The sequence below is a fragment of the Mesorhizobium sp. L-8-3 genome (assembly GCF_016756615.1).
In the GTDB taxonomy this organism is placed as follows: domain Bacteria; phylum Pseudomonadota; class Alphaproteobacteria; order Rhizobiales; family Rhizobiaceae.
Genome location: NZ_AP023262.1, coordinates 4,146,344 through 4,158,423, shown reverse-complemented (window position 1 = coordinate 4,158,423; position 12,080 = coordinate 4,146,344). Strand labels below are relative to the sequence as shown.

At 64.0% G+C, this 12,080-nt stretch carries 8 protein-coding genes and 1 pseudogene; all 9 read right to left on the bottom strand.

What is annotated here, in order from left to right:
* Positions 1-4 precede the first annotated feature (4 nt).
* Positions 5-1,210, bottom strand: coding sequence for an FAD-dependent oxidoreductase (locus JN302_RS19245; RefSeq protein WP_202334096.1), 1,206 nt, complete (start codon positions 1,208-1,210; stop codon positions 5-7).
* A 119-nt stretch (positions 1,211-1,329) separates the two neighbouring features.
* Positions 1,330-1,659 (bottom strand): annotated as a pseudogene (locus tag JN302_RS19240) (UDP-N-acetylmuramate dehydrogenase); the annotation flags it as partial.
* Between the two features lie 195 nt (positions 1,660-1,854).
* Positions 1,855-3,168, bottom strand: coding sequence for a hypothetical protein (locus tag JN302_RS19235; protein ID WP_202334095.1), 1,314 nt, complete (start codon positions 3,166-3,168; stop codon positions 1,855-1,857).
* Positions 3,169-3,735: 567 nt separating this feature from the next.
* Complete coding sequence (locus JN302_RS19230) at positions 3,736-4,404, bottom strand: hypothetical protein (RefSeq protein WP_202334094.1); 669 nt, start codon at positions 4,402-4,404, stop codon at positions 3,736-3,738.
* 186 nt (positions 4,405-4,590) lie between these two features.
* The gene (gene murB / locus JN302_RS19225) at positions 4,591-5,556 is read right to left on the bottom strand and encodes a UDP-N-acetylmuramate dehydrogenase (protein WP_202334093.1); all 966 of its coding nucleotides are present in this window, start codon (positions 5,554-5,556) and stop codon (positions 4,591-4,593) included.
* On the bottom strand, positions 5,553-6,950 hold the full coding sequence (gene murC / locus JN302_RS19220) for a UDP-N-acetylmuramate--L-alanine ligase (RefSeq protein WP_202334092.1): 1,398 nt from the start codon (positions 6,948-6,950) through the stop codon (positions 5,553-5,555). The genes murB and murC overlap by 4 nt, the downstream gene beginning before the upstream one ends.
* Positions 6,947-8,074 carry an undecaprenyldiphospho-muramoylpentapeptide beta-N-acetylglucosaminyltransferase gene (gene murG, locus JN302_RS19215; protein WP_202334091.1) on the bottom strand — a complete coding sequence of 376 codons (1,128 nt, stop codon included), beginning with the start codon at positions 8,072-8,074 and terminating at the stop codon, positions 6,947-6,949. The genes murC and murG overlap by 4 nt, the downstream gene beginning before the upstream one ends.
* Positions 8,075-9,033: 959 nt before the next feature.
* Positions 9,034-10,191, bottom strand: a complete 1,158-nt coding sequence (gene ftsW, locus JN302_RS19210) for a putative lipid II flippase FtsW (protein WP_202334090.1) — start codon at positions 10,189-10,191, stop codon at positions 9,034-9,036.
* Between the two features lie 486 nt (positions 10,192-10,677).
* On the bottom strand, positions 10,678-12,078 hold the full coding sequence (gene murD, locus JN302_RS19205; protein ID WP_202334089.1) for a UDP-N-acetylmuramoyl-L-alanine--D-glutamate ligase: 1,401 nt from the start codon (positions 12,076-12,078) through the stop codon (positions 10,678-10,680).
* Between the last annotated feature and the right edge of the window lie 2 nt (positions 12,079-12,080).

Sequence of the window (12,080 nt, the reverse complement as noted above, 5' to 3'; positions counted from 1 at the left end):
AGCGTCAGTCATCAAGGAACAATCTGATCGTCTCGTCGCTCAGCGGCGCATCCGGGCCGACACCCATGGTATCCGGATAGAGACCAGGATACCTCTCAAACAGAGCGAAGGCGCGCTCGCGCCGCCGCTCGGCGGCTGCACCCATCGAGAAGAACAATGCGGTGCTCAGCCTCTCGGCACGGCGCAATCGCTGGAAATGGTCGTCGTGGTCGGCGGCATAGGCTGCCGCGCCCCGATGCCAATCGCGGTCGGCAAGCAGCCGGTCGCGCAACAGGCGCACATCACGCAGCGTACGAGACAGACCGTTACCCCAGACGGGGTCGCTGGTGCCTGCCGCGTCGCCTATCAAGACGCAGCCATCGCGTGGCGGCTGATCGATCCACCGATGCGCTCCCTCGAAGCTCGCCAGAATTCCGTGCGGGGCAGCATCCTTCAACCATTGTTCAGGGATGCCGATTGCCCGAAAACGGTCGAGCGCGGCCGCGTAATCCCGCGCACCAGAAAGGCGCCTCGGCAGTGCATCCTTGTGGTGCAGAAGATACGCGCGGCAGTTCTCTGCCCTGGTGCGTATGATGATGGCGCCAAGGCCATGCTCTCCGCGAAGAAAGAAATTGAGAGCATTCGGAATCGCATTGCAGTTGGCAAGCTGGAAGCCGCCGATGAAAAGCTCCGTTTCATCCTTGCTTCTTCCGAAACCGAGCAACGAAGCCAAATGGGACCCGCGACCGTCCGCTCCGACGATAAGTCTCGCGTCCACGCGCTTCAGGCGGGCCGCGATGGCGATCTCGGCCGACGGTCGAGATCCCGGATAGACGGCACCCACCGAGGCCCCTCGCCACACTTCAGCGCCGGCGGCCATCGCTTGCGCGAGCAACAGTTCCTGCATTTCGGGATGGTAGAAGGACAGCCCACAGGTGTTGTGAGGCGTCGACGTGCGGAATTCGCGGTATGGTGCCTCCGCTCCGTTTGCCCAAAACCGTTCGCCTGCAACTTCGTTGGCGCAGCCGGCAAGCAGAATATCGTAGATGCCGAGAGAGGCGGCCTCGACGCTGCCCCAGGGCATGATGATTTCGCCGCGAATCCGATCGGTGAAGCTGCGCTCCTTTTCCACGACAAGGACATGTGCACCAGACAGCGCCATGGCGCGGGCCAGAGTCGACCCAGCAATACCGCCGCCAACAATCAGAAGATCATATTGGTTGCTTGCCACATCTGTAAGCTAGCTTCAGGCAACCTGACCGACAAGCGCTGAGATGGCAGCCAATCAGGACGTTCCAAACAGCGAGCGCTATCGCATCGGTCCGATGATCCCCAATGTCCGTTGCCCCCTCACAACAACAGCCCCAGAAACTCCTGCACCTCGTGCCCCGGCTTGAACTGGCCGATGCGCTTGATCTCCCAGTGCAGGCGGATGCCTGAATTCTCCAGCACCCGCGCCCGCACGGTTTCGCCGAGATATTCGAGGTCGTAGCCGGTGGCGTTGCCGGTGTTGATCATGAAGTTGCAGTGCATGGGCGACATCTGCGCGCCGCCGATCATCAGGCCGCGGCAGCCGGCCTTGTCGATCTCCTTCCAGGCCGAGCTGCCTTCGGGGTTCTTGAAGGTCGAGCCGCCGGTCTTTTCGCGGATGGGCTGCACCGTCTCGCGGTGGTGCTGCACGGTAACAATGAGCGATTCGCGCGACTGGAAGACATTATGACGGCTTGGCACGATCGCGTGCACCCCGGCAGCGGGGTCAAGCCTGCGAAACCGGCAGCAGGCCAGATGACGCGAACTTTGGTGACGTCAACGCGATAGCCCAACCGGGGTCCTAGTCGGTGCGGACTAACAGTACCTCTTCAGTCGACGAAATCGTTATGCAGCGACAACATCAAAATCCTCGCCGAGCTCTTCGGAAGGAATTCGATGATGGTTTACTAGCAGCGTGCGGATCATGAGAGGGGAGACGCCAAAGTGCTCGGCAGCATCGCGCTGCCCCTCCGAGGAGTAATCCCCTGCAAGGATCCCTTCTACCTCCTCAAACGGGCTCAGAAACTCGGCGGCAAATGCTCGCTGCATCTTTTGCCGATAGGTGTAAGCGCGAGTAGCGGGGAACAGTCGATTTGCACGTGGCGCAAGGAGGCGGTCGCCGAGCAACCGTGCTAATTCGAACCGCCTGCCTTCATGCCACTTCGAGCGTAGTACCAAATGGCTGGTATCTTTCTGATCGTCGACGACGAATGAAAAATCAGCCGCTCGGTCCTTGCGGGACTCGAGGGCTGATGGCGATGTGCCGGCGAGCGTAGCAAGCTGCTTGTCGGAGATCGGATTGCCATTGAGGCGCTCCTGCTCGCGCAACGCTCGCGCTGCCCGGGCGCCAATCAGCCAAGCCGGAGTATTCCCCGAGGGCGTGAGCCCTTCATGAGTACGCAGGCGCACCGCATCGCGAGCGGAGGCCTCGTAGCCACTTTCACGAGCCAGTGTTTTCAGGTCATTGAGCGTGGGGGTGTTAGAACCTGCATGGATCGCAGCGATTTCTTGGACGCCATCGGTCCCGGCCTCAACAGCATCTGCGATCAGTTGTTCGACGATTGCGGGATTGGCCTCGTCCGGATCCTCGCCAAGCAAGGCCTCGAATTTGCGGCGAGCCGCAAGCCCTGGATCATTCCTTTCCTCCGTCAGGCTTTCAAAAATGGCATGCAGATTGGTGTTCGAAACCCGCTCCGCGTCTAGACGGTGGAAGATTTGCGAGAAGAACTCATCAAGGCCGGCTTCGAACTGGCCGGATGGCAGAACGACAGCGCGATCGGAGATGTAACGGAAGGGCGTGTCGGCCCGCTCAGCGGTTGGATGAGCTACAAGCGCCGTGCGCTCACCGTCCGAGAAGATGGTTATGTTGGGCCAAATGTAGCCTTGGCCGATGGACGCCATACAATGTGTTTGCTCCCACTCCCGCGACGTGGAACGAGGCTCCCAGCGGAGCCTCCACCAGTTCCAAGCAAACCACTCGGCTAGGTGATATCCTGAAAGATAGGGACGCGTCCGAAGTCGATTGGCCAGATAATCATGCCCCTCCGTCAGCCAGAGGTCATTGACGCGGATACCAATCGCACCAAAGCAAGCCTGCTCCTCCGCAGATGCCCCCTGTAATGCTTCCCATTCGACCTCAACTCGCCAATTCACCGGCATCGCCGTTTCCACTCACTCAGTATGTACTCCCGCACGGCCCTCTCGTGCTCCAGCGGGTAGCCATGATACAAGCTCGGCGACCTCGGGTCGCTTTTTGATTCATATACAACGCCGTCAGCACCGACCGTCCAAATGTATTTCGGAAAGCCGTTCTCCAATCGGCTGACCATCTTTGCACGTATCCCTCTCTCTAGCAGATCTTTGGCTTCTTCGAGCTGAATTGGCCGTAACATATCACACAACGACTTTGTGGGGACCGGGTTCGTACGCTCGAATCCGTAATCAAGCGGATATCGTTTATGATGACCGCTTCCGACGTACTTTGCTTGAGCTGCCAAGGACTCAATGTCATCGTCGGAGAGCTTTTCCAGAACCTCCAACCGGCGCTTGGGATTATTTCCTTGCCTTGCCATCAATCACCGTCAGTCGAACACTTCGAGAATATAGTCATGCCATGGCTCAATGTCAGGTGCTCAAGCCGGGATGGACGCTTCCGGACAGGCGGTGCGCTGGACTAGAGCGTTTCCGCTTTTCTCCGCATCGCGAAAATGCTCTAGCAATTAGTTTTTACGCAATCCGGACGCAAGACCCCAGTACACTTTTGCTGGAATTGCTCCAATTCGGCGGCCCACGAAACATCTTCCTATAGAGCTCGCGCAGGTCGTGGTCGAAGGCGGCTTGCAGTGGCTCACTTAGCGTCGACACCCTTTCGTAAACGGCATAGAATCTCGGGGTGTCGGAAAATTCGCCTTTGAAATGTCCGCACAGAGCGTATGCGCAAATCCACGCCAGGGTGACATGATCGCATAGAATCCTGGACGAGTGACTGACATCAAGGAGCTCCAACTCATCGGGCGGGCGCGATCCCCAGTCGGCCAACAGATAAAGAGCTACATTGTTTGCATCGGCGAAGTGGCTGCAACTGACGTAGAGATAGGCCGTCATGCCGCGGAACGGTTCGCCATCCACTATGCGGCCTTCAAGTGATTCCATTATTCCAGCGAACGACCATTTTTGCTGCAGGCGTTTTCTTTCGGCCTCATCCATCTCGGGATTGAGACCGAAAACGCGTGTTTCATCGATCAAAGCAGGCAGGTTCCAAAATTCGCTTACGAGGAGCGGCTTATCTTTCTCTTCAACATAGCAGATGAAAAGTATATTTGCCGCAGTATCAAATAAAGTTTTCAGGATAATATCAGCGTCGAATTGGTGCTTTTCATTCACAAGAATAAACATCGCATCACTGCGCGTTGATAATTAATGGAAAAGCACATACAGAGCCGAGGAGACTTCAGGGTTGCTCTTTTCGTATCTTTCAAATAGCGAGGCAACCTCACCACGGATAACCGCGTGAGCTTCCTCGCTGGCCTCCTGCAAAAGCTGAAAAGCTGCTTCATCGGGCCCCTTCAACATTTGCGCCCCCTACAACAACTGCCCCAAGAACTCCTGCACCTCGTGCCCCGGCTTGAACTGGCCGATGCGCTTGATCTCCCAGTGCAGGCGGATGCCGGAATTCTCCAGCACCCGCGCCCGCACGGTTTCGCCCAGATATTCGAGATCGTAGCCGGTGGCGTTGCCGGTGTTGATCATGAAGTTGCAGTGCATGGGCGACATCTGCGCGCCGCCGATCATCAGGCCGCGGCAGCCGGCCTTGTCGATCTCCTTCCAGGCCGAGCTGCCTTCGGGGTTCTTGAAGGTGGAGCCGCCGGTCTTTTCGCGGATGGGCTGCACCGTCTCGCGGTGGTGCTGCACGGCATCCATGGCGGCCTTGATGGCGTCCTTGTCTTCTGGGTAGCCCTCGAAGAGGACGGAAGTGAAGATGAGCCCGGCGGGCGCGGCCGTATGGCGGTAGGCGTAGCCCATGTCGGCATTGGAGAGCGTGTGGAGATTGCCCGTGCGGTCGAGCGCGCGCACCGCGACCACGCGCTCGCGCGTCTCGACGCCGTTGGCGCCGGCATTCATGCGCAGCGCGCCGCCGATGCCGCCGGGAATGCCGTGGTAGAAATGGAAGCCGCCGATGCCGGCTTCGTGGGCGAGTGCTGCCACGCGCTTGTCGGGCGTTGCCGCCCCTGCCCTGATGCGGGTCTCGGAGATTGCCCCGGCCTCGCCGAAACCTTTCGCCGAGAGGCGGATGACAAAGCCGGGAATGCCGCCCTCGCGCACCAGGAGGTTGGAGCCGATGCCGACCGTGGTGAGCGGGATCTCTTCCGGCACGGAGCGCAGGAAGGCGGCGAGATCCTCCTCGTCGGCCGGCTGGAACAGGGCCTCGGCCAGGCCGCCGGCGCGGAACCAGGTGATCTTCTCCATCTCGGCATTGGGCGTGATGCGGCCGCGGATGCCGGAGAGCCTGTCGCCCAGCCTTGCAAGAAGGTCTTCGCCGCGCGTCATGACTCAAGTTCCCTGGGGAGCGCATAGGCCCATTGGGTGATGTTGCCGGCGCCGAGGAAGACGACGAAATCCCCTGATTTGGCGAGGTTGCGGACGATCGGAGCGATCGCCGCGGGGCCTTCGAGATAACGCGCGTCGCGATGGCCGCCGGCGCGGATGCGCGCGACCAGCGCTTCGGAGGTGACGCCCTCGATCGGATCCTCGCCCGCCGCATAGACCGGCGCGACCATGACGGTATCGGCATCATTGAAGCAGGCGGCGAAATCGGCGAAGAGATCGTTGAGGCGCGAGTAGCGGTGCGGCTGGGCAATGGCGATGACGCGGCCCCTGGCGGAATCGCGCGCCGCCTTCAGCACCGCCTTGATCTCGACGGGATGGTGGCCGTAGTCGTCGAACACTTCGACGCCGTTCCAGGAACCGGTGTGGGTGAAGCGCCGCTTGACGCCGCCGAAGGCGCTTAAGCCGCGCTTGATGGCCTCATCGGAAATGCCGAGCTCATGGGCGACCGCGATCGCCGCGGTGGCGTTGGAGACGTTGTGGCGGCCGGGCATGGGGAGCCTCAGATCACGGATCGCGGCATTCGCGCCGGTCTTGCGGTCGCGGAAGACGACGTCGAACAAGGAGGCGGCGCCGTCGAAGCGGTGGTTCTCGAAACGCACATCGGCCTGGGCGTTCTCGCCATAGGTGATGACGCGGCGGTCCTCGATGCGCGACACCAGCGCCTGGACTTCGGGATGGTCGGTACACATTACGCCGAAGCCGTAGAAGGGCACGTTCTCAACGAAATCGCGGAAGGCCTCGCGGACGCGATCGAAGGTGCCGTAATGGTCGAGATGCTCGGGGTCGATGTTGGTGACGACGGCGATATCGGCCGGCAGCTTGAGGAAGGTGCCGTCGCTCTCGTCGGCCTCCACCACCATCCATTCGCCGTCGCCCATGCGCGCATTGGTGCCATAGGCGTTGATGATGCCGCCATTGACGACGGTCGGGTCGAGGCCGCCGGCATCGAGCAGGGTCGCCACCATGGAGGTGGTGGTGGTCTTGCCGTGGGTGCCGCCGATGGCGACGGCGTTGCGGAAGCGCATCAGCTCGGCCAGCATCTCGGCGCGGCGCACGATCGGCAGCAGCTTTTCGCGCGCGGCGGCGAGCTCGGGGTTGGTCTTCCTGATGGCGGTCGACACCACCACCACCTCGGCATCGCCGAGATTCTCGGGCCTGTGGCCGACGAAACATTCGATGCCCTTGTCGCGCAGGCGCTGGACATTGGCGCTCTCGGCCTGGTCGGAGCCCTGGACCCTATAGCCCAGATTGTGCAGCACCTCGGCGATACCGCTCATGCCGATGCCGCCGATGCCGATGAAGTGGACGAGGCCGATGGTCTGCGGCATCTTCATGACCGCACCCCCTTCTTGAATTCTTCCATGGTCTGACCAGAGGCAATAGCCTCTGCGAGGTCGGCGAGCAACCGCGTTGCGTCCGGCTTGCCGGCCGAGCGGGCGGCGGCGGCCATGGCGGAGAGGCGCTCGGGCGCGGCCATCAGGCCGCCGATGAGGGCGGCGAGGCGCTCGGTGTCGAGGGTCGGCTGCTGGTGCACCTCCGCACCGCCAGCCGCAGCAAGGGTGGCGGCATTGGCGGCCTGGTCGTGGTCGAGCGCGTGAGGATAGGGCACGAGCAGCGCGGGCCGGCCGATGACGGCGATCTCGGAGACGGTCGAGGCGCCGGAGCGCGAGATCACGAGATGGGCGGCGGCGATGCGTTCGGCCATGTCGCGGAAGAAGGGGGAGATTTCGGCCCTGATGCCGAGTTCGGCATAGGCGTTGCGTACCTTGGCCTCGTCCTCGGCGCGGGCCTGCTGGGTGACGACCAGCCGGCGGCGGTCGGATTCGGGCAGTGCGGCGATTGCCGGCGGGATGGCGTCGGAGAAGAACTGGGCGCCCTGGCTGCCGCCGAAGACGAGCAGGCGGAAGGGGTCGGTTGTTGCGGGGGCGGTGTAGGGGGTTTTGGCCGCTTCGATGACGGCGGGGCGGACCGGGTTGCCGGTGACCACGGTCTTGGCGGCGTAGGGGCCGGAGGTGTCGGACAGAAAACCGCCGGCGATGGCTTTCACCCTTGATGCAAGCGCCTTGTTGGCGCGGCCCATGACGGCGTTCTGTTCATGCAGCATGGAGGGCACCCCGCGGCGCGTGGCGGCGTAGAGCGGCGGCAGGGTCGGATAGCCGCCGAAGCCGATGACGGCGGCGGGTTTTATGCGGGCGATGAGGGCGGACGCCTGGCGCACGCCGCGCCAGATCGTCCAGAAGGCCTTGATGACGGCGATGGGGTTCTTCGCGCCGATGGTGGAGGACGGGATCGGGTGGACGGCCTCGGCCGGGAAGGTGCCGGCGTAGCGGCCGGCGCGGTCGTCGGTGGCGAGATGCACCGACCAGCCGCGGGCGGAAAGCTCATGCGCCAGCGCCTCGGCCGGAAAGACATGGCCGCCGGTACCGCCGGCGGCGAGGAGGATGGTGCCCTTGGTCATCAGGGTGCCTTGGGGGTGCTGGTGGCTGGGAGGGTGGTGGGGTGGGAGCGTGGGTTACCCCTCGAGCCTCGCTTCGCGAGGTTACCCCTCATCCGACCTCGCTTCGCGAGGCCACCACCCGGGGTGGAGCCACGGGTCTCCACCCGTCCTTCGGACCCCACAAGGGGAGAAGGCCGGAGCCTGGCTTCGGCGGCTCTGCAAATCACCAGCGTTGACGATTGTCCGAGACCTTGTTGCGGGCGTCCCCTTCTCCCCTTGTGGGAGAAGGTGGCCGCGCCCACGGGTCTTGCCTTCGGCAAGCCCGAGGACAGGCTCCGCGCGGACGGATGAGGGGTAATTCCTGCGCGCTCGGCCGGAAAGACATGGCCGCCGGTGTCGCCGGCGGCGAGCGGGATGGTGCCCTTGGTCATCAGGGGGCCTTGGGGGTGCGAGTGGACGGGAGCGCAGTGGGGTGGGAACGTCGGTTACCCCTCGAGCCTCGCTTCGCGAGGTTACCCCTCATCCGACCTCGCTTCGCGAGGCCACCACCCGGGGTGGAGCCACGGGTCTCCACCCGTCCTTCGGACCCCACAAGGGGAGAAGGGGGAGCCTGCAGCAGCGCTTCCGCCAATCGTCGACGTCGGCGACTTGCATAGCCGCACATGCCAAGCTCCCCCCTTCTCCCCTTGTGGGAGAAGGTGGCCTCGCGAAGCGAGGTCGGATGAGGGGTACTTTCAGCCTCGGCCCTGCCCGTTATCCGTCCGCGCGGAGCGCAGCCACCACGGGTCCCCACCCGTCCTTCGGCCCCCACAAGGGGAGAAGGGGGAGCCAAGTTTCGGCGGCCTTGCAAATCGCAGACGTTGGTGATCTGCCGGGACGGCAATGCAAATCTCCCCCTTCTCCCCTTGTGGGAGAAGGTGGCCGCGCGAAGCGCGGTCGGATGAGGGGTAACCTGGATCAACGCCTGCAACCGCGAACACCTACTCCGCCGCCACGGCGCGGGCGGCGCGGCGGGCGAAGGCTAGCTGGGTGCGTTTTTCGGGGCGCTTGCGGGTGAGCGCGAGCACCATGCCCATGGCGATGGCGATGGCGATGAGGGAGGAGCCGCCATAGGAGATGAAGGGCAGCGTCATGCCCTTGGCCGGCATGAGCTGCAGGTTCACCCCCATGTTGATGACGGACTGGAAGCCGAAATTGACCACCAGGCCGGCGACCGCGTAGCGGGTGAAATCGTCATGTTCCTTCAGCGCGGTATTCAGTCCGCGCAGCACGACGAAGGCGAAAAGGCCCAGGATGAGGAAGCAGAGCACGATGCCGAACTCCTCGCCGGCGACGGCGAAGACGAAATCGGCGTGGCTGTCGGGGATGATGCGCTTGACGGTGCCCTCGCCCGGGCCGACGCCGAACCAGCCGCCATTGATGACCGCCTCGCGGCCCATGTCGACCTGGAAAGTGTCGCCCTCGCCGGTGATGAAGCGGTCGATGCGGCCGGCGACGTGCGGGAACATCGTATAGGCGGCGAAGCCGCCGGCCACACCCAGGCTGCCGAGCACGATGATCCAGAGCCAGGGCAGGCCGGCCATGAAGAACATGACGCCCCAGGTGCCGAGCACCAGCAGCGTCTGGCCGAAATCGGGCTGGGCGACGAGAAGGGCCAGCACCAGGCCGAGCAGGATCATGGCGAAGAGGTTGCCGGGGATGTCGGGCTGGCGCTGATGCTCGGCGAAGAGCCAGGCGCAGATGATGACGAAAGCGGGTTTCAGGAACTCCGAGGGCTGGACGGAGAGGCCGGCGATCGACACCCAGCGGCGGGCGCCCTTCACCTCGACGCCGATATAGAGCACGGCGACCATGAGGAGGAGCGATATGCCGAGCATGACGATGGCCAGCCGTCGGATCTGGCGGGCGTCGAGGAAGGAGACCGACAGCAGCGCGAAGAGTGCCGGGACCATGAAGACGATCTGGCGCGTGGCGAAATGGAAGCTGCCGAGGCCGATGCGCTCGGCCACCGCCGGGCTCGCCGCGAAGGAGAGCACGATGCCCAGCCCCATCAGCGACAGGAAGGCGGCGAGGAACCAGCGGTCGATCGTCCACCACCAGGTGGCGACCGGGCTGCGGTCGAGACGGCTAGCCTGCATGTGCCATGCTCCATGGGGTTGGGGTGGTGGATGAGGCTGCGGAAGGGTACCCCTCATCCGACCTCGCTTCGCGAGGCCACCTTCTCCCACAAGGGGAGAAGGGAGAGCCGGCAGCGGCGTTGCGGCCAATCGTTGACGTCGGGTGATTGGCAGAGCCAGGAAAGAAGGGCTGCACGGTAGCTGCGGCAAGACGGCGACGCGAGAGACTTGCGGAGGCGTACCCCTCATCCGACCTCGCCCTAGCAGGCGAGGCCACCTTCTCCCACAAGGGGAGAAGGGAAGGCCCTGCAACAGCGCTTCGGCCAGTCGCCGGCCTTGACGATTGGCAGGGCCGCCAAAGCCAGGCGCCTGCCTTCTCCCCTTGTGGGAGAAGGTGGCCGCGCGAAGCGCGGTCGGATGAGGGGTGCGCCTCCGCAATCACCGACCGTGGCGATTGGCAACGCCGGCCAAGCCAAGCTTCGGATGAGGGGGATCGGCGTTGCGGCACTAGCCGGCTCCTCCGATGGGTTTGACCCCTTCGATAGCAAACACGGCTTGCCTGAAGGCTTCGCCGCGGATCTCGAAATTCTTGAACTGGTCGAAGCTGGCGCAGGCGGGGGAGAGCAGCACCACGGCTTCGCCGCTCTCGTCGAGGGCTGCCTCGCGGGCGGCGTGGTCGACCGCGGCGGCGAGCGTGCCTGAGATCTCGTAGGGAACGGCCTCGCCCAGCGTGGCGGAGAAGGCGGGGGCGGCTTCGCCGATCAGATAGGCTTTGGCGATGCGCGGGAAGAAGGAGCGCAGGGGCTCGATGCCGCCTTCCTTGGGCAGGCCGCCGGCGATCCAGTAGATGCGCGGGAAGCTGGACAGGGCCGGTGCCGCAGCATCGGCGTTGGTGGCCTTGGAATCGTTGACGAAGAGCACGTTGCCCTTGCGGCCGACCTGCTCCATGCGGTGCTCGAGGCCCGGGAAGCTTTCGAGCCCGGACTGGATCTCGCCGAGCTCCAGCCCGGCCTTGAGGCAGGCGGCGACCGCGGCGAGCGCGTTCTGCGCATTGTGCTGGCCGCGCAGCGAGCCGATGCCTTCGAGGAAGCCGATGCGCTCGTAGCGGCCGTGCACGGCCTCCATCAGATTGGTGCCGTCGGCGAAATAGCCGTCGGTCAGCGGCAGGCGCTTGGAGATGCGAACAACCTCCTTGCCGGCGCGTTCGAGCCGGTCGGCGATCTGCGCGCAATAGATGTCGTCGACGCCGACGATTGCCGCGTCGCTGCCGGCCACCAGCCGCTCCTTGATGGAAGCGTAGTGCTGCATGGTGCCGTGGCGGTCGAGATGGTCCGGCGTGAGGTTGAGCAGGATGCCGGCGGTCGGGTTGACCGAGGGCGAAAGTTCGATCTGGTAGGAGGAGCACTCCACCACATAGAAGCGGTCCGCCTCGGGCGGATCGAGCGTCATCACGGCGCGGCCGATATTGCCGCCCATCTGGGTGTCGCGGCCGGCCGACCGCAGTATATGGGCGGCAAGTGCGGTGGTGGTGGACTTGCCGTTGGTGCCGGTGACGGCGATGAAGGGAGCGGCCGGCGCGCACGCCATGCGCTCGCGGGCGAAAAGCTCGACATCGCCGATGATCTCGACGCCGGCACCGCGCGCGAGCTCGACCGTCCAGTGCGGCTTGGGATGGGTGAGCGGCACGCCCGGCGACAGAACGAAGGAGGCGAAACGGGACCAGTCGGCGCCGCGCAGATCGGCGACGCCGATGCCGGCATCGGCGGCCCTGGCCACGCTTTCGGGATTGTCGTCCCAGGCGAGCACGTCGGCGCCGCCCTCCTTCAGCGCGAGCGCGGTGGCGATGCCCGAGCCGCCGAGCCCGAACAGCGCGACCCGTCTTCCTTTCAGGGTGGTAGCCGGGATCATCC

What these genes read in the sequence shown, in the direction of transcription:
- murG (WP_202334091.1), bottom strand. Translation starts at nt 8,074, where the DNA reads ATGACCAAGGGCACCATCCTCCTCGCCGCCGGCGGTACCGGCGGCCAT.
- JN302_RS19230 (WP_202334094.1), bottom strand. Translation starts at nt 4,404, where the DNA reads ATGTTTATTCTTGTGAATGAAAAGCACCAATTCGACGCTGATATTATC.
- murC (WP_202334092.1), bottom strand. Translation starts at nt 6,950, where the DNA reads ATGAAGATGCCGCAGACCATCGGCCTCGTCCACTTCATCGGCATCGGC.
- murB (WP_202334093.1), bottom strand. Translation starts at nt 5,556, where the DNA reads ATGACGCGCGGCGAAGACCTTCTTGCAAGGCTGGGCGACAGGCTCTCC.
- murD (WP_202334089.1), bottom strand. Translation starts at nt 12,078, where the DNA reads ATGATCCCGGCTACCACCCTGAAAGGAAGACGGGTCGCGCTGTTCGGG.
- JN302_RS19235 (WP_202334095.1), bottom strand. Translation starts at nt 3,168, where the DNA reads ATGCCGGTGAATTGGCGAGTTGAGGTCGAATGGGAAGCATTACAGGGG.
- ftsW (WP_202334090.1), bottom strand. Translation starts at nt 10,191, where the DNA reads ATGCAGGCTAGCCGTCTCGACCGCAGCCCGGTCGCCACCTGGTGGTGG.